Origin of the sequence: Microbacterium schleiferi, from assembly GCF_020781975.1 — a bacterium.
Lineage (GTDB): Bacteria > Actinomycetota > Actinomycetes > Actinomycetales > Microbacteriaceae > Microbacterium.
Map to the genome: position 1 here is coordinate 114,298 of NZ_JAJGNI010000005.1, position 17,474 is coordinate 131,771.

The window sequence follows — 17,474 nt, forward strand, 5'->3', positions numbered from 1 at the left end:
TTCGTCTCACGTAGTCTGGAGCGGCGAGAGGGAGTATCCCGTTCTTGCGCGTTCGTCATCACGGGCCGAAGGCCCCGGGCGCGCACCGCCACCTGGCGGGGGAGAGACTTTCGGTGCCCACACCTGCCCGCCTGCCGTGAAAGGCCCTCGTGGATCTCACCCTCCCGCTCTGGTTCGAGATCGGTTCGCTCGTCGCGCTGACTCTCATCCTCATCGCCGACTTGCTCATCATCCTCAAGCGCCCCCACATTCCCTCGACCCGGGAGTCGACGCTGTGGGTTGTCTTCTACGTGACGCTCGCGCTGATCTTCGCCGGGCTGATGTGGTTGATCGCCGGTGGTGAGTACGCGGGCCAATTCGTCGCCGGATGGCTCACCGAGTACAGCCTGTCGATCGACAACCTGTTCGTTTTCGTGCTCATCATGAGCCAGTTCGCGGTGCCACGGCGCTACCAGCAGGAAGTGCTGATGGTGGGCATCATCATCGCCCTCGTCCTGCGGGGACTGTTCATCCTCGCCGGCGCCGCGATCATCGAGAACTTCAGCTGGGTCTTCTACATCTTCGGCGCGTTCCTCGTCTGGACCGCCTACCGACAAGCCTTCCCCGGCGACGATCACGACGAGGACGTCAAGAAGGAGAACTTCGTCGTTCGTCTCGTGCGGCGCACCGTCGACATCAGCGACCACTACGACGGAGCGAAGATACGCACCGTGGTCGATGGCAAGAAGATGTTCACGCCAATGATCATCGTGTTCGTCGCCATCGGCGTCACCGACCTCATCTTCGCGATCGACTCGATCCCCGCGATCTTCGGCATCACTCAGAGCGCCTTCATCGTGTTCACCGCGAACATCTTCGCCCTCATGGGGCTGCGCCAGCTCTACTTCTTGCTCGGCGACCTGCTCGACCGACTCCGCTACCTGCACTACGGCATCGCCTTCATCCTCGCCTTCATCGGCGTGAAGCTGTTCTTGCATGCGATGCACGTCAACGAGCTGCCGTTCATCAACGGGGGAGAGCCGATCGAGTGGGCGCCTGAGATCTCCACGCTCATGTCGCTCGGCGTCATCGTGATTTCGATGGTTGTCGCCACTGTCGCAAGCCTCGTCGCCTCGTCGCGCGAGCGCCGAGCGGCAGGTCAAGCGGAACCCGCGGACCCGGCGGATGCGGCATCCGTCGTCGCCGACGAGAAGGGCACGCCCTCGACGGTGGAGCCGCCCACGCCGAGCGAGCGCTCCGACGAGCGTCCCTGACACCGGTGGTATTCTGACCGAATGCGGATCGCTCGCCTCCTTCTTAGCGGCCGCGACGGGTCCTAGTTCTCAGGCCATCCCCGTCGCGGAGTTTCGTCGCGGGCTTGAACCACCTTTTCCTGGAACGAAAGAGCTCATGAGCGAATCCACCATGGATGTCGGCATTCCCGATCACCCCCGAACCCTGGCTGAGAAGGTCTGGGACGACCACCTGGTCGTGAAGGGCGAAAACGGTCAACCCGACCTCATCTACATCGACCTGCACCTGGTCCACGAGGTGACGAGCCCGCAGGCCTTCGACGGGCTTCGCGCCGAGGGTCGCCCGGTGCGACGCCTCGACCTGACGATCGCCACCGAAGACCACAACACCCCGACGCTCGATATCGACAAGCCGATCGCGGATCTCACCAGTCGGACCCAGATCGAGACGCTGCGCCGCAACGCCGAGGAGTTCGGCGTTCGCCTGCACTCGCTTGGCGACAAAGAGCAGGGCATCGTCCATGTTGTCGGCCCTCAGCTCGGCCTGACGATGCCCGGCATCACCGTCGTCTGCGGCGACTCGCACACCTCGACCCATGGCGCGTTCGGCGCGATGGCGTTCGGCATCGGCACGAGCGAGGTCGAGCACGTTCTCGCTACGCAGACGCTGCCTCTGAAGCCCTTCAAGACGATGGCGATCACCGTCGAGGGGGAGCTCAAGCCCGGTGTGACGGCCAAGGACATCATCCTGGCGGTCATCGCGAAGATCGGCACCAACGGGGGTCAGGGGTACGTCCTCGAGTACCGCGGCTCTGCGATTCGGTCCCTCTCCATGGAGGGACGGATGACGATCTGCAACATGTCGATCGAGGCCGGTGCCCGCGCGGGCATGGTCGCCCCGGATGAGACCACCTTCGCCTACCTCGAGGGGCGTCCCCACGCGCCGAAGGGCCAGGACTGGGAGGATGCCGTCGCGTACTGGCGAACGCTGCCCAGCGACGAGGGCGCCGTCTACGACGCCGAGGTCTTCATCGACGCTAACGAGCTCGAGCCCTTCGTCACCTGGGGGACCAACCCCGGTCAGGGCGTGTCGCTCAGTGACCGCGTACCCTCGCCCGAGTCGTTCACCGACCCCAACGAGCGTGCCGCGGCCGAGCGTGCCATCGAATACATGGACCTGGTCCCCGGGACGCCTCTGAAGGAGGTCCCGGTGGATGCCGTGTTCATGGGTTCGTGCACCAACAGCCGCATCGAAGACCTTCGCGCCTTCGCATCGATCATCCAGGGGCGCACAAAGGCCGAGAACGTCAGGGTCATGGTCGTTCCGGGATCGGCTCGGGTACGGCTCGAGGCCGAGGCTGAGGGTCTCGACAAGGTCTTCACCGACTTCGGCGCCGAGTGGCGCTTCGCGGGGTGCTCGATGTGCCTGGGCATGAACCCCGACCAGCTGGCACCCGGTGAGCGGTGCGCGTCGACCTCCAACCGAAACTTCGAGGGCCGCCAGGGCAAGGGTGGGCGCACTCACCTGGTCTCGCCCCTCGTAGCCGCAGCCACCGCTGTGCGAGGCACGCTGTCGAGCCCGAGCGATCTCGAGCCGCTCGCGGTCAGCGAAACGGTTACTGCCAGCGGAGCGGAGGCCTGACATGGACAAGTTCACAACTCACACCGGTGTCGTTGCGCCCCTGAAGCGCTCGGCAGTCGACACCGACCAGATCATCCCCGCCGTCTACCTGAAGCGCGTCACGAAGACCGGCTTCGAGGACGCGTTGTTCGCAAACTGGCGTCAGGATCCCGAATTCATCCTGAACCAGCCGACCTTCGCGAACGCTTCGATCCTTGTCGCCGGTCCCGACTTCGGTACGGGATCCAGTCGTGAGCACGCGGTCTGGGCGCTCCGCGACTTCGGTTTCCGGGTTGTCCTCAGCCCCAAATTCGCCGACATCTTCCGCGGCAATTCGGGCAAGCAGGGCCTGCTCACCGGTGTCGTCAGCGAGAGCGACCTCGAGGCGATCTGGGCCGCGATCGATGCCGAGCCCGGTGTCCAGATGACGGTGGACCTCGAGGCGCGCAGCGCGACGATCGGCGACCTTCAGGTCGCTTTCGAGATCGACGATTACACTAGATGGCGGCTCCTGGAGGGGCTCGACGACATCGGGCTCACACTGCGAAACGAAGAAGCGATCACCCAGTTCGAGTCGCGCCGCGCATCCTGGCGGCCGCGAACCCTCCCCGTTCCGTAGCCGACTACCGAGGCATCAGCAGACCCGATCGGTCCAGCGATGCCGAGATACAAGTGAGGTTCACCCCGGATGAAGACGCTTCTGAGCGACGACGCCGCGCAGGCGGCAGCTACCGAACCGACCGGCGAGGTGCTGCTGGTGCGCGGCGGACGTCCGCTCCGGGGACGGGTCACCGTCACTGGCGCGAAGAATCTCGCGACCAAGGCGATGGTGGCATCGCTGCTCGGCGACTCTCCCAGCACCCTGCGCGATGTGCCGCAGATCAGCGATGTCCGGGTCGTCCGTTCGCTGCTCGAAGTTCACGGGGTCAAGGTCAGCGACGGAGCAGAACCGGGCTCGCTCGTGCTCGATCCGACGGATGCCGTGTCGGCCCACATGGAAGAGATCGACGCCCACGCCGGTGCTTCCCGCATTCCGATCCTCTTCTGCGGTCCGCTCCTGCACCTGCTCGGTGAAGCGTTCATCCCCGACCTCGGCGGGTGCCGAATCGGCGACCGCCCGATCAACTTCCACCTGGATGCACTTCGTCAGTTCGGAGCGGTCGTCGAGAAGCTGCCGACCGGCATCCGGCTCTCGGCGCCCGAGGGGCTCCACGGCGCGAACATCGAACTGCCCTACCCGAGCGTCGGAGCCACCGAGCAGGTGCTGCTGACCGCCGTGCGTGCCGCCGGTGTGACCGAGCTTCGGGGCGCGGCTATCGAGCCCGAGATCATGGATCTGATCGCTGTGCTGCAGAAGATGGGCGCGATCATCTCTTACGAGCCCAACCGCGTCATCCTCATCGAGGGCGTCGACGAGCTCACAGGGTACGACCACCGCTGCATCTTCGACCGCAACGAAGCCGCGTCGTGGGCGTCCGCCGCACTGGCGACCGATGGTGACATCTTCGTCGAGGGCGCGAAGCAGCAGGAGATGCTCACCTTCTTGAACATCTACCGCAAGGCCGGTGGCTGGTTCGACGTGCGCGAGGACGGCATCCAGTTCCGCCGCGGCGGACCCCTCAAGCCGGTCATCGTCGAGACCGACGTGCACCCCGGGTTCATGACCGATTGGCAGCAGCCGCTCATCGTCGCGCTCACGCAGGCCGAAGGCGAGTCAGTCGTGCACGAGACGGTTTACGAGAACCGGTTCGGTTTCACTGACGCCCTGAACAAGATGGGAGCCAGCATCGCCGTGCACCGCGATGGCCTGGACGCGCCGTACCGTCGCGTTCCGCGGCGCGCTCTCGAGCAGGCAGCCGTCGTGACCGGTCCTACGCCGCTGCACGGGGCTGACGTCGTCGTGCCCGACCTGCGCGGCGGGTACAGCCACCTGATTGCGGCGCTCACCGCCGACGGGGAATCCACCGTCCGTGGCGTCGGGATTCTGAGCCGCGGCTACGAGAAGCTCTTCACGAAGCTTTCGGCGCTCGGCGCAGATTTCGATATCGTCGGCTGACATGGGCGACCCCAAACCGCGAGCCTCCTCGGAGAAGACGCGGCCCAGCCTCTTCTGGCCGTTGGCAGCCATTGTCGTGCCGCTGCTGGGAATCCTGGCGCGTGTCGACATCACCGATGGCCACAAGCTGCCCCGCGAAGGAGCATTCGTGCTCGCGCCCAACCACATGAGCGAGTTCGATCCGATCATCGTTGCGCGCGCCGTGTGGGGGATGGGACGGGCGCCTCGCTTCATGGCCAAGGAGAGCCTGTTCCGGGTCCCTGTCCTGGGCGCGATCCTTCGTGCCACAGGCATGATCCCGGTAGCGCGCGCATCGTCTGCCGGCTCTGCCAAGCAGACCATGGCGCAGGCGGAGCATTTGGTGGAGGCAGGTCGCGGCGTGATCGTCTACCCCGAGGGCAGCCTCACGCGCGACCCGGACCTGTGGCCCATGCGGGGAAAGACCGGAGCCGTGCGCCTGGCGCTCGAGGGCGGCATCCCGCTGGTCCCTGTGGCGCACTGGGGTGTGCAGCGCATCCTGCCGCGCTACGGCAAGCTCAGCCTGTGGCCGCTGCGCAAGCGTGTACGCGTGCTGGTGGGCGACCCGCTGGATCTCTCGGCTTTCGCGGGGCGGACGCGCGAGGCATCCGCCCTTGTCGCGGCCACCGATCTGCTGATGGCCGAGATCGCACGTCTCGAGGGCGTGCTGCGCGGCGAGACCCCTCCAGCGGAACGCTGGGATCCGGCATCCCACGGGCAGAAGGAGACCGGGCGTCTTGAGTCGTAAAGAGGATGCCGCCCGTCCCCGGGTGACCGTGGTCGGTGCCGGCAGTTGGGGCACGACCTTCGGCAAGGTGCTCGCCGACGGTGGTGCCCGTGTGACGATGTGGGCTCGGCGCCCCGAGCTTGCCGCTGAAATCACCGAAGCCAAGCGCAACAGCCACTACCTGCCGGGCATAAACCTTCCTCGGCACATGACCGCGACCTCCCGTCTGGAGGAGGCTCTGGCGGGGGCCGAGCAGATCTACCTGTCAGTGCCGAGCCAGGCCCTTCGGCAGAACCTGAAGACGATCCGTCCGCTCATCGCCGATGCCGGTGTTCCGGTCGTGTCGCTGATGAAGGGCGTCGAGCGCAAGACCGGTCTGCGGATGAGTCAGGTGATCGAGCAGGAGCTGCGGTGCGATCCTGACCTCATCGCTGTCGCATCCGGGCCTAACCTGGCCCTGGAGATCGCGAAAGAACAGCCGACCGCGGCGGTCATCGCATCCAGCAGCCAGGAGACAGCGGATGCCGTCGCCCGGCGAGCCCGCAACTCGTATTTCCGGACGTTCGTGAACACTGACGTCGTCGGTACAGAATTCGGCGGCGTGCTCAAGAACCTGATCGCCGTCGCGATCGGCATCGTCGACGGCGTCGGTTACGGCGAGAACACGAAGGCGTCGATCATCACGCGCGGCCTTGTCGAAATGACAGACTTCGCTGTCGCACAGGGCGCCCACCCCGCTACCCTGCAGGGACTCGCGGGGCTTGGTGACCTGATCGCGACGTGCCAGTCACCGCTCAGCCGAAACAACACAGCCGGCCGTCTTCTCGGCCAGGGCTACAGCTTCCAGGATGTGGTGAAGCAGATGGAGCAGACCGCCGAAGGTCTTGCGTCTGTTGCCCCCGTCTTGGCGCTTGCCGCCGAGGCCGGCATCGACATGCCGATCGTTGAGCAGGTGAAGATGGTTCTGGACGGCACGATGAATCCCCGCGATATCGCGCCGCACCTCACAACGGATGACGACGAACCCCAGGGCGAGAGGACGCAGAATGGCACAGGCGACGGTGGCGGTGCTGTTTGGCGGTCGCTCCAGCGAGCACTCGATCAGCTCCGTCACGGCGGGAGGGGTGCTGCGGGCACTCGACCGTGAGCGTTTCCGGGTCATTCCGGTCGGCATCACCCGCGACGGCATCTTCGTCCTCGAAGAGGACGACCCCGACAAGTTCGCGCTCGACGCTGCGCACCTTCCCGAGGTGAGCGACAACGGCACGCGCGTGCTCTGGCCCGAAGGCGGTGCCGACCGCGTGCTCCGCGTACGCCACGCTGACGGGAGCGTCGACACGCTCGGTTCACTCGAGGTTGTGCTGCCGATCCTCCACGGAGTCCACGGCGAGGACGGCACCGTTCAAGGTTTTCTCGACACCCTCGGCATCCCGTACGCGGGAGGCGGTGTGTTGGATTCGGCGCTATGCATGGACAAGCACTTCATGAAGATCGTGCTGCAGGCATCCGGGGTGACCGTCGCGCCCTGGGTGACGATCACACGCGATTCTTGGGCGGCGGATCCGGATGCTGCGCGAGCGGCTGCGCGCGCTCTCGGCGTTCCGAACTTCGTCAAGCCCTCTCGGGCCGGATCCAGCGTCGGTGTCTCGAAGGTGCACGATTGGGATGAGTTCGACGCCGCTGTCGAGCTCGCGCTCGCCGAAGATGACAAAGCGCTCGTGGAGACCGCCATCGTCGGGCGCGAGATCGAGGTCGCCGTGCTTGAGTCGCCGGGGGCGGCACCTGCACGTGCATCGTTGCCGGGCGAGATCGTGCTGACAACGCGCGAGTTCTATGACTTCGAAGGCAAGTACCTCGGCGGCGACGGTGCCGAGGTCGTGTGCCCCGCCGCGCTTACAGAAGACGAGGTTGCGGCGCTGCAGGCGGCGGCAGTCCGTGCCTTCGAAGCCGTTGGCGGGCGAGGACTCGCGCGCGTGGACTTCTTCCTCACTCCCGCGGGGATCTACGTCAACGAGCTGAACACGATGCCCGGCTTCACGCCGATCTCGATGTTCCCGAAGTGTTGGATCGCCTCGGGGATGACCTACACCGAGTTGATCAGCGACCTTCTGGACACCGCCCTCGCGCGCACCTGACCGCCACGCATCGAAGCCGGCGCGGAGTCAGCCCTCGGCGGATGAGGAGCCGCTGACCTGGTCAGTGCACTGCAGACCGTTCACGGGGAGCGTGTCGACGATGATGTTCCCGAGTGTGTCGAGGACCTCGGCGCTCGAGACTGTGTCGCTGTCGAGGTAGACCTGCACCGCGGGATCGGTGCCGAACGAGGTGATCCGGTAGTAGGGCGCGTCGGTGTCGTCGACGATCCAGTCGACACCGCTGAGGGTCGAGCACGGAAGGGTCGTCGGACCGGGAACATCAACGCCGCAGGCGACGATGATGTTGCTGCCGCCGCCCTGCTCTCCCCACGCGCCAGTCGCCTGGGCATCCGTCCAGCGACGCTCGAAACCGTCGAGGGTCTGCGGGAACCGTACCGTCACCTCAGCACAGCGCGGGTTGTTCGCGTCGGGCGCCGGTTGCAGCGAGACCGTCGTGCTGCACGCCGCGAGGGCGACCATGCTCGTCGCGCACATCACCATCACGGCGATGGTGCGACGGGCAAGAGGCATTGGTCCAATCTACCGCCGCGGTAGCGTGGGACGATGCAGGATCCCTGGGTTGGTGAGCTCTCCGAGGGCGAGATACTGTCAGCAATCCTGCGGGAGCTGGGGCCTTCGGCGGCCGAGGTGGGGCCGGGTGATGACGCGGCAGTGCTGACGGCATCCGATGGTCGCGTGGTCGCGACGGTCGACACTCTCGTGCATGGTCCGGACTTCCGCCTCGCCTGGTCGAGTGGGTTCGACCTCGGATGGAAAGCGGCAGCCGTCAACCTCGCCGATATCGCCGCGATGGGTGCGCGCCCGACATCGCTCCTCGTCGCCCTCGCAATGCCCGATGCCACCCGCCTCTCCTTTGTCGTCGACCTTGCCCGCGGGCTTCGTGCCGGGTGTGAAGCCCTCGCACCCGGTTGCGTCGTGGAGGGCGGCGACCTGACGGTATCGGATATCCTCACCGTCGCGGTGACCGCGCTGGGCACCCTCGAAGGTCGCCCCGCGGTGCGCCGGTCAGGGGCTCGGCCTGGAGACGTCGTCGCTGCCACGGGGCGTCTCGGGGATGCCGCTCGCGGCTTGCGCCTGCTTTTCGACCGCTTCCGGGATGCCGCCGGCAACCCGGTCCCCGTGGACCGGGCGGATCTGACAGCCGACGAGGCTCGGGAACTCGACGCGCAACTGCGGCCCGCGCCGGGCATCACCGACGGGGTGCGGGCAGCCCTCGCCGGCGCCACGGCAATGATGGATCTGTCGGACGGCCTCGTCCTCGACGCCGGGCGCATGGCCGCGGCATCCGGTGTCACCCTCGATCTGCGTCGCGACGCGCTCGGGCCTCACCCCGACGACGCGCTCTCCGGCGGTGAGGACCACGGCCTGCTCGCGACGTTCCCGGCGACGGATGCTGTGCCCGACGCCTTCCAAATCATCGGGGTGGTCCGCGAGCACGGAGAGACGCCGGTCCTGGTCGACGGGGCACCCTTCGAGGGCAGCGGTGGGTGGGATCCCTATCGTGACTGGGATTCGTCGCGCGGCTGATCGTCGGCGTCAGCGACGCTGGGTGCGCACCGGAGCCACCAGATCGCGGTGTCACCGTACCGGCGGTGACGCGCGAGCGTGAGTCCGGCCGGAAGAGCGGGTTCGGGCGATCGTGCGGCACGCTCGGCCACGACGATCGCATCCGGCGCGAGCGAGGGGACGAGAAGCCGCAGGGTTTGGGCGAGGTCGTCCTCACCGAGGTCGTACGGGGGATCGATGAAGACGAGCTCGTACGGTTCGTGCGGGGCGGCGAGGTAGGCATCCGCTGCGGTTCGATGCACGCGGTACGCGCCGCCGACAGCGTGCCGCACGCGCCCCGCGTTGCGTTCGATGACGCTCGCTGCCCGCGGCGACTTCTCGACGAGGTCGACGGATGCCGCGCCGCGGCTGAGCGCTTCCAGCCCCAGCGCCCCCGACCCGGCGTAGAGGTCGAGTACCCGGGCGCCGGCGATGGCCCCTGACGCGTCGAGCGAGCCGAAGACCGATTCGCGGACCCGGTCGCTGGTCGGTCGCGTGCCGCTTTCCGGAACCTCGAGGCTCAGGGAGCCGGCGGCCCCGGCGATGATCCGTGTCACGCGTCCACTGTACAAACCGGTACAGCGCCGCCGCGGGCGCTCACCCGGTCTTCGCGCGTCGGAGGCTCTGCCTAAACTCAGGTGCATGGTCGCTCTCACGCTGTCGTCGCGACTGGACGGCGCGCTCGGCGGCAAAACGGCCAAGGCACTCGAGCGTGCGTTTGCGATGCGCACGGTGGGTGACCTGCTCGAGCACTACCCACGCCGTTACGCGCGCCGCGGAGAGCTCACACCCATCGCGTCTCTGCCGATCGGCGAACCGGTCGCGATCGTCGCCGAAGTCCGCAGGGCGTCCGAGCGACGGATGCAGAATCGCCGGGGTTCTCTGCTCGAGGTGGTGATCAGCGACGGCAACGGGGAACTCACCCTGACGTTCTTCAACCAGGCGTGGCGGATGAGAGAGCTGGTCCCCGGCAGGCGCGGGGTGTTCGCCGGCAAGGTGGGCGAGTACCGCCGTTCGTTGCAGCTCGCGCACCCGGACTATGAGCTGTTCGACGACGAAGACCGAGCGAGGGCGACGGCAGAAGCCACCGCTAACCTTCCCGTGCCGATCTACCCGGCCACCGCGTCGCTGGCCAGCTGGCAGATCGCGAAGTTCGTCGGGATGGTCCTCGACGGCCTCGACGATCTGCCGGAGCCGCTGCCCGAGGATCTGCGGCGGGCGCATGGTCTGCTGTCGTATCGCATGGCGTTCGAGCGCATCCATCGCCCGGACTTTCCCGACCAGGTTGAGCCCGCGCGGCAGACCTTGCGCTGGCATGAGGCGCTGGTGCTGCAGACGGCCCTGCTGCAGCAGCGACAGTTCGTGCGCGCGATGTCGGCGACCCCGCGTGAGCCCGGCGCACTCCTCGATCGGTTCGACGCCTCGTTGCCCTTCAATCGAACTCCGGATCAGATCACTGTCGGTGACCAGATCGCCCGGGATCTGGTCGGCGAGTGGCCGATGAATCGGCTCGTTCAGGGTGAGGTCGGGTCGGGCAAGACGCTCGTGGCGCTGCGCGCGATGCTGCAGGTGGCCCAGAGCGGCGGCCAGTCCGCGCTCATCGCTCCGACCGAGGTGCTCGCTTCTCAGCATCTGCGCTCGATCGCTCGGATGCTCGGCCCCGACCTGGCGGTCGAGCTCATGCCGACACTGCTGACCGGTCAGTTGACGGCGGCCGAGCGGCGTCGTGCGGCGCTGCGCGTGGCATCCGGGCAGTCGCGCATCGTCGTGGGCACGCACGCGCTCCTGAGCGACGCGACGACCTTTGCCGACCTCGGGCTGGTCGTCGTTGACGAGCAGCACCGGTTCGGTGTGGACCAGCGTGAGGCGTTGCGGGCAAAGGGGACCACCCCGCACGCTCTCGTGCTCACCGCCACGCCGATTCCTCGAACGGTTGCGATGACCGTCTTCGGTGACCTCGACGTCTCCACGATTCGGTCGATGCCCGCGGGACGAGCCGGTATCGAATCGTTCGTTGCGCCGGTCGCCGACCGCCCCGCGTGGTTCGCGCGCGTGTGGGAGCGCGTGGCCGAGGAGGTGGCCCAGGGGCGCCAGGCCTTCGTCGTGTGCCCGTCGATCGATGCCGCCGCATCCGGCAAGCCGGCAGCAGACGAGGTAGCCGAGGTTCCGGCAGCCGAGTCTGCCACAGCCGCGGCAGAGGAGTCCTCGCGTAAGACGCGCTGGGGCGTGGTGCAGGTCGCCGAACTGCTGTCGCGGCATCCGGCATTCGACAAGCTCTCGGTTGAGATCCTCCACGGCAAGATGCCCGCAGAGCAGAAGGATGCCGTCATGCAGGCCTTCGCGGCGGGGAGTATCGATGTGCTCGTGGCAACAACTGTCGTCGAGGTGGGCGTGGACGTTCCGAACGCCTCGACGATGGTGATTCTCGAGGCCGACCGATTCGGCGTGTCTCAGCTGCATCAGCTGCGTGGCCGCGTCGGCCGCGGTTCCGTGCCGGGGCTGTGTCTGCTCGTGACCGAGAGCGAGGTAGGCACGTCGGGGCGTGAGCGCGTGGAGGCCGTGGCGGCGACCCTCGATGGATTCGCCCTCGCCGAAGTCGATCTCGAACTGCGCGGCGAGGGTGACGTGCTGGGTGCAGCGCAGTCCGGCGCCAGATCGTCGCTGCGCCTGCTGCGCGTCGTGACGGATGCCGATCTCATCGCCCGCGCTCGGTCAGCAGCTGAAGACATCCTGGCCAGCGATCCGGCGCTGCTGTCTCACCGACCGCTCTCGGATGAGATCGAGCGGCGGGTCGGCCAACAGGAGCGGGCGGCTCTCGCCAAGAACTGATGCTGACCCCCGATAGGCTGAAGGCATGAACAGTCGGATCGCCGTGGTTCCGGGTTCCTTCGATCCGCCGACGCGGGGTCACCTCGACGTCATCCGTCGCGCGGCGAGACTGTACGACCAGTTGCACGTGGTCGTCGTACACAACCCCGGCAAAGAAGCGATGCTTCCGATTGCGCAGCGGCTGTCTCTGCTGGAGCAGTCCATCGCTGAGGCAGACATCGAGGGCAGCGTTGTCGTTGCCTCCTGGAGCGTCGGCCTGCTCGTCGACTACGCGCGCGATGTCAACGCCGGCGTGCTCGTCAAGGGCATCCGTTCGCAGGCGGATGTCGTCTACGAAGTACCCATGGCGGTCGTCAACCGTGACCTCGCGGACGTGGAGACCGTCTTCTTGCTGCCCGATCCCTCGCACGCGATGGTGTCGAGCTCACTGGTGCGGCAGGTGGCAGCCCTCGGCGGCGACGTATCGGCCTATGTCCCGCCCGCGGTAGCTCGATTCCTGCACACCGGCGGCCACGACCTCTGACCCGGCACCGAGACTGCTCTCTCCCACGCGGGTAGCATGGACCCCCGTGAGTAGGCAGCACTCCGGACCGTTCGTCGTCCCCGTCCGCGACATCACGCACCGTCCCGGCGAAATGCGGGAGTTCTCTCTGGAGATACCGGCCCCGCAGAAGTGGGGCGAAGGGTTGGTCTCCGTCGCGGAGGGCGAGCCGCTCGTTCTGGACGTGCGTGTGGAGAGCGTCCACGAGGGGATTCTCGCCACCGGCGAGGTCGACACCGAGTACACCGGGGTGTGTGGACGGTGTCTGGGGGAGGTCGCCGAGAGCGTCCGCGTCGCGTTCCAGGAGCTTTTCGCGTATCCTGGGCAGGAAGAAACTGACTTCGAGGTTCAAGACGACCACGTGGATCTTGAAACTCTGGTCAGGGATGCGGTAGTCCTGTCGCTTCCATTTCAGCCGGTGTGTCAGCCGGATTGCCCCGGCCTTGATCCGGTCACGGGTGAGCGACTGACCGAGAGCACCGGTTCGCCCGCGAGCGAACCCATCGATCCCCGGTGGGCGGCGCTCCAGGGCTACAGCACCCAGGACGACACCACAGACCACGGCGACCACGACGCACGCGCGTGAGTGGCTGCCGAGAAGAAAGAGATGAGCTGAACAATGGCTGGTAACCCCCCGAAGCGCAAGGTCTCGCGTTCGAACACCCGCTCGCGCCGTGCGCAGTGGAAGGCCGACGCGCCCACCCTCGTCAAGACCGTTGAGAACGGTAAGACCGTCTACAGCCGCCCGCACCAGGCGAAGGTCGTCACCGACTCGCAGGGCACCGAGCTGTTCCTGGAGTACAAGGGCCGCAAGGTCGCCGACGTCTGAGCGTCGTAGCGACGTGACGACTCGCGAGTCCGCTGAACTCGCGCAGAAGCTCGGGGTCGACATTGACCCCGAGCTTCTCGCGCTGGCACTGACCCACAGGTCCTGGGCGTACGAGAACGGCGGAGTTCCTCACAACGAGCGACTTGAGTTCCTCGGTGACTCAGTACTCGGCCAGGCAGTTACGGTGCGGCTGTTCCGCGCGCATCCCGAGCTCGACGAGGGTGCGCTTGCCAAGCGCCGCGCTGCCGTCGTGTCGACCGTCGCGCTGGCAGAGGTTGCCCGGGGCATCGATCTCGGCGCCTATGTCAAGCTCGGGCGCGGCGAGGAACAGACCGGAGGCCGGGAGAAGGACTCGATCCTGGCCGACACCATGGAAGCAGTGTTCGGGGCCACCTATCTGTCGGCGGGGCCGGATGCGGCATCCGACCTGGTTCTACGGCTCATTGAGCCACTGCTTTCCGACCCCGACCGGTACGGCGCCGCAGTCGACCCGAAGACCGCATTGCAAGAGCTTGCCGCCCGTCGCAGCGTCGCTCCGCCGGCGTACGAGGTCTCATCGACCGGGCCCGATCATGACCGCCGCTTCACCGCTGTCGTGGTCGTCGGCGACCACCGAGCCGAGGGTGTCGGCACCAGCAAGAAGCACGCCGAAATGGCCGCTGCCCTCCGGGCCTGGCGCGACCTCACCTCGCGTAGCTGACATCGGGGCCTGAGCACGGTGCCTGAGCTTCCCGAGGTCGAGGTTGTCCGCGCTGGTCTCGCGCCGGCTGTCACGGGTGCCGTGATCGAGGCGGCAACCGTCTCCGATGATCGCGCACTGACGCGGCATCCCCCGGGAGCGTCAGACTTCGAGACACGTCTCCTCGGCCGCACCCTGGAGGGTCCGGCGAGACGGGGGAAGTTCCTGTGGATTCCGCTGGCGCCCCGTGATCCCGGCGCACCGCCGACGGAGGCCCTTGTCGCTCACCTCGGTATGAGCGGACAGATGCTGCTGCGCCCTTCCGGGGCGCCTCCGGAGCGGCACGAGCGCGTGCGGCTCGACATTCGGCATCCGAATCACGGCGACCTTGCCGTCGTCTTCGCCGATCAGCGCACGTTCGGCTCGCTCGCGATCGACCCACTTCAGGGCACGCGAGATGGACTCGCTGGCGGATACGGCACTGACGACGCCCTCGTCCCGGCTCAGGTCGCGCACATTGCGCGCGATCCCCTGGATCCAGGATTCGACGTTCGGGCCTTTCGCCGCACTCTGGAGCACAAGGCGTCTGCCATCAAGCGCGTGCTTCTGGACCAAACCGTGGTGTCGGGCATCGGGAACATCTACGCCGACGAGTCGCTGTGGGCGGCGCGGATCCACCCCGATACTTCAGCCTCGCACCTGACCACGCGGGCCGTCCATCGCCTCATCGCCGAGGTGCAGGCCGTGCTCGAGAAGGCTCTCGCCGACGGCGGAACGAGCTTTGACGCCCAGTACGTCAACGTGAACGGGCAGGCCGGATACTTCGCGCACTCCCTGAATGCGTACGGACGCACCGGCCAGCCGTGCGCACGGTGTGGTGCCCCCATCGTGAAGGTATCGTTCACGAACCGCTCCTCCCACTTCTGTCCGCACTGCCAACGTCCGCCCCGCACGAAGGCCTCGGCTTCCGCGGGCCTTCCCTAACGGAGCCTCCATGCGCGTCGTCATCTCGGGAACCCACGGCAGTGGCAAGAGCACGCTGCTCGGCGACTTCGTGGCTTCCCACCCCGAGTGGCACGTTCTGCCCGACCCCTACGAAGACATCGATGCCGCAGCAGACGAACCCGGGGCACTGTTGTTCGCGCATCAACTCGGCATCGCGGCATCTCGACTGCTCGAGCCGGCTCCAGGGCCGGTGCTCGCCGAGCGGGGGCCCCTGGACTTTCTTGCCTACCTCTCGGCGATGCAGTCCCTGGGCAGAGCGATCGTTGACTCCGAGCTGATCGAGCGCGGATATGAGCTGACAGCGGCGGCGATGCACTCGGTGGACCTTCTGGTGATTCTGCCCCTGAACCGACGGGATGCGATATCCATCGGCGAGAGCGAAGACCTCGAGCTTCGCGATGCGATGGATATCGCTCTGCTGGAGTACGCCGATGATTCGGATCTCATCGGGAACGCAACGGTGACGGAGATCGCGGGTGATCGTGATCGACGGCTGCTCTTGCTCGAACGAGCTGTCCGAGAACACCGCGACGCGTCAGTTGCTTCCTGAGCCAGCCAGCGTCCAGGTTCCCAACCCCTGCCGGTTGAAGAACTCCATCGTCAGTGCCGTCACGGCGCCGCCTGTGCGGGAAAAGGTCGCGGACGATCTCGAGCCCGGGGGCGCATTCTCGCCCGTCGGAGTGAAGGCAAACGTGTCGGCATCCCACGGATCAAGCGTCACGACGTACGCGCCATCCGGCCCGAGAGCTGCGCGCAGTTCGCCTGCTTCTTCGCTCACCGCCAGTTCGCCGTAGTACGGGTTCGTGTATGTCCCGACGTAATCGGATGCCGGTGCAGGAGGCGACGCATCCGCAGGTGGCGTTTGTTCGACGAGGTCACCGGTCGGGGCGTAATAGGACCCGATCGCCGCGTTGAAGTCTGTCACCCAGTCCCGGGTGACATAGCCGTATTGCACCAGATCCAGGAACTCCGCGTTGATGGCCTCCGGTACGCCCTGGGGTCCACCGTTGGTCAGGGTCACGATGCCCAGATCAAGACTCGGGACCAGCCGATAGCTCGTTGCCGCGCCCAGGATGAAGGCGCCCGAGTGACTGATCGAGGTTCGGCCACTCAGCTCCGTGCCCGTGTTGAATCCGAAGCCGTACATGCTCGTGCGCGCCGTGTTCGATACCGGATGCCCGCTGATCATTTCGCCCGTGGTGGCAGCTGTCAGCGCTGCCGGATCGATGTACTCGGCCCCGGCGATCTTCCCGTCCGAAAGCACGACATTCATCCAGGCGGCGAGATCGAGCACGGTGGACGAGACCCCTCCCGCGGGGGACTGGGGATCAGGATCTCGCTCGGAGAGCGGGACGAACTCGCCATCAACGAGGACGTGGATCGTTGCGCGGTTCGACTGCGCGAGAAAGTCGGCGTACCGGGCGCTCGAGGACGTCATACCTATCGGCTCGAAGAGCAGCTCGTCGATGGCATCCTCCCACGGCTTGTCGAGAGCGGCGGCTGCCGCTTCGGCACCGACGGTGATCCCGAAGTTCGAGTAGTTGTAGGTCGACCGGAACGCTGACAGCGGCTGCAGGTACAGATGTTCCATGATGTAGTCGCGGTCGTAACCGAGGTCCTCGAGATCGTCGCCGGCTCCGGTGGCAAGTCCCGTCCGGTGCGAGAAGTAGTCGCCGATTGTGGCGTTGCGGGTCACGTACGCATCAGAGAGCGCGAATCCTGGCAGTTCCTCGACCACGGGAGTGTCCCAGGTCACGGCGCCCTCCGTGATGGCCTTGGCGACGGCGGTCGCAGACAGGGACTTCGATACCGAGGCGATTTGGAACACGGTCTGCGCGTCGACCGTGTCATCGGTGCCCGCCGTCTTGACGCCGAAACCATCGCTGTAGACGATCTCGCCATCGTGGACCACCGCAACGGCGAGCCCCGGGACCCCGCTTTGCTCAAGCGCTGCGTCGATGAGGCCCGGCAAGGCATCAACGGCCTTCGTCACCGCCGCTGAGACCGACTCAGCCGGGAGGGCGATGGCATCTTCTCCCGGGTTGGGTTGGGTCTGCACCGGGATCGTCGCCGGTGGCGAGGTATCCGTGCAGCCGGTCAGGGCGACGAGAACGCTCGCTGACAGTGCGAGAACGGTGCAGCGTGCCGAAAGTCTGGACATCGGGTGCTCCTTGACGGGGTGCGCGGGGGCTTCATCAAGTCTTTTGTGTTGTCCGCGCCGCCTCCATAGACGTAG

Annotated in this window: 18 protein-coding genes; 15 read left to right on the forward strand and 3 right to left on the reverse strand. The window is 66.6% G+C overall.

Translation table 11 applies throughout. From position 1 onward, the window contains the following. The first annotated feature begins 149 nt into the window (after window positions 1–149). The 7 genes from LL236_RS07470 (at window position 150) to LL236_RS07500 (ending at window position 7,789) form a co-directional block, all read left to right on the forward strand. Window positions 150–1,253, forward strand: a complete 1,104-nt coding sequence (locus tag LL236_RS07470; protein WP_228178114.1) for a TerC family protein — start codon at window positions 150–152, stop codon at window positions 1,251–1,253. A gap of 151 nt (window positions 1,254–1,404) precedes the next feature. Beyond that, the gene (gene leuC, locus LL236_RS07475) at window positions 1,405–2,874 is read left to right on the forward strand and encodes a 3-isopropylmalate dehydratase large subunit (RefSeq protein ID WP_228178233.1); all 1,470 of its coding nucleotides are present in this window, start codon (window positions 1,405–1,407) and stop codon (window positions 2,872–2,874) included. Window position 2,875: 1 nt separating this feature from the next. Beyond that, on the forward strand, window positions 2,876–3,472 hold the full coding sequence (leuD, locus tag LL236_RS07480) for a 3-isopropylmalate dehydratase small subunit (RefSeq protein WP_228178115.1): 597 nt from the start codon (window positions 2,876–2,878) through the stop codon (window positions 3,470–3,472). 69 nt (window positions 3,473–3,541) lie between these two features. Continuing rightward, window positions 3,542–4,909 (forward strand): UDP-N-acetylglucosamine 1-carboxyvinyltransferase, encoded by a 1,368-nt coding sequence (gene murA / locus LL236_RS07485; RefSeq protein ID WP_228178116.1) that lies wholly within the window; start codon window positions 3,542–3,544, stop codon window positions 4,907–4,909. A gap of 1 nt (window position 4,910) precedes the next feature. Then, on the forward strand, window positions 4,911–5,675 hold the full coding sequence (locus LL236_RS07490) for a lysophospholipid acyltransferase family protein (RefSeq protein ID WP_228178117.1): 765 nt from the start codon (window positions 4,911–4,913) through the stop codon (window positions 5,673–5,675). After that, window positions 5,665–6,801, forward strand: coding sequence for an NAD(P)H-dependent glycerol-3-phosphate dehydrogenase (locus LL236_RS07495; protein ID WP_228178118.1), 1,137 nt, complete (start codon window positions 5,665–5,667; stop codon window positions 6,799–6,801). Before LL236_RS07490 ends, LL236_RS07495 begins: the two co-directional genes overlap by 11 nt. Next, a complete protein-coding gene (locus LL236_RS07500; RefSeq protein ID WP_228178119.1) occupies window positions 6,701–7,789 on the forward strand; it encodes a D-alanine--D-alanine ligase family protein in 1,089 nt (362 codons plus the stop codon). The genes LL236_RS07495 and LL236_RS07500 overlap by 101 nt, the downstream gene beginning before the upstream one ends. A gap of 27 nt (window positions 7,790–7,816) precedes the next feature. On the opposite strand, the gene LL236_RS07505 is transcribed toward LL236_RS07500, so the two are convergent. Further along, window positions 7,817–8,320: a DUF3515 family protein gene (locus tag LL236_RS07505; protein WP_228178120.1), complete on the reverse strand. Its 504-nt coding sequence runs from the start codon at window positions 8,318–8,320 to the stop codon at window positions 7,817–7,819. A gap of 33 nt (window positions 8,321–8,353) precedes the next feature. On the opposite strand from LL236_RS07505, the gene thiL reads away from it, so the two are divergent. Further along, complete coding sequence (thiL, locus tag LL236_RS07510) at window positions 8,354–9,337, forward strand: thiamine-phosphate kinase (RefSeq protein ID WP_228178121.1); 984 nt, start codon at window positions 8,354–8,356, stop codon at window positions 9,335–9,337. Here thiL and rsmD read toward each other — a convergent pair. Then, window positions 9,307–9,912 (reverse strand): 16S rRNA (guanine(966)-N(2))-methyltransferase RsmD, encoded by a 606-nt coding sequence (gene rsmD / locus LL236_RS07515; RefSeq protein WP_228178122.1) that lies wholly within the window; start codon window positions 9,910–9,912, stop codon window positions 9,307–9,309. The genes thiL and rsmD overlap by 31 nt on opposite strands. A gap of 85 nt (window positions 9,913–9,997) precedes the next feature. On the opposite strand from rsmD, the gene LL236_RS07520 reads away from it, so the two are divergent. The 7 genes from LL236_RS07520 to LL236_RS07550 all read left to right on the forward strand — a co-directional run bounded on the left by LL236_RS07520 (window position 9,998) and on the right by LL236_RS07550 (window position 15,788). Then, the gene (locus LL236_RS07520; RefSeq protein ID WP_228178123.1) at window positions 9,998–12,184 is read left to right on the forward strand and encodes an ATP-dependent DNA helicase RecG; all 2,187 of its coding nucleotides are present in this window, start codon (window positions 9,998–10,000) and stop codon (window positions 12,182–12,184) included. Between the two features lie 25 nt (window positions 12,185–12,209). Further along, the gene (coaD, locus tag LL236_RS07525; RefSeq protein WP_228178124.1) at window positions 12,210–12,707 is read left to right on the forward strand and encodes a pantetheine-phosphate adenylyltransferase; all 498 of its coding nucleotides are present in this window, start codon (window positions 12,210–12,212) and stop codon (window positions 12,705–12,707) included. A gap of 112 nt (window positions 12,708–12,819) precedes the next feature. Beyond that, the gene (locus tag LL236_RS07530; RefSeq protein WP_228178234.1) at window positions 12,820–13,311 is read left to right on the forward strand and encodes a YceD family protein; all 492 of its coding nucleotides are present in this window, start codon (window positions 12,820–12,822) and stop codon (window positions 13,309–13,311) included. A gap of 33 nt (window positions 13,312–13,344) precedes the next feature. After that, window positions 13,345–13,554, forward strand: coding sequence for a 50S ribosomal protein L32 (gene rpmF / locus LL236_RS07535; protein WP_195691641.1), 210 nt, complete (start codon window positions 13,345–13,347; stop codon window positions 13,552–13,554). A gap of 13 nt (window positions 13,555–13,567) precedes the next feature. Beyond that, window positions 13,568–14,254 (forward strand): ribonuclease III, encoded by a 687-nt coding sequence (rnc, locus tag LL236_RS07540; protein WP_228178125.1) that lies wholly within the window; start codon window positions 13,568–13,570, stop codon window positions 14,252–14,254. A gap of 18 nt (window positions 14,255–14,272) precedes the next feature. Further along, a complete protein-coding gene (gene mutM / locus LL236_RS07545; RefSeq protein ID WP_228178126.1) occupies window positions 14,273–15,217 on the forward strand; it encodes a bifunctional DNA-formamidopyrimidine glycosylase/DNA-(apurinic or apyrimidinic site) lyase in 945 nt (314 codons plus the stop codon). Between the two features lie 10 nt (window positions 15,218–15,227). After that, window positions 15,228–15,788, forward strand: coding sequence for an ATP-binding protein (locus tag LL236_RS07550; RefSeq protein WP_228178127.1), 561 nt, complete (start codon window positions 15,228–15,230; stop codon window positions 15,786–15,788). Here the strand turns inward: LL236_RS07550 and LL236_RS07555 are convergent. Beyond that, complete coding sequence (locus tag LL236_RS07555; RefSeq protein ID WP_228178128.1) at window positions 15,774–17,399, reverse strand: serine hydrolase; 1,626 nt, start codon at window positions 17,397–17,399, stop codon at window positions 15,774–15,776. The two genes, LL236_RS07550 and LL236_RS07555, sit on opposite strands and share 15 nt — an antisense overlap. Window positions 17,400–17,474 lie beyond the last annotated feature (75 nt).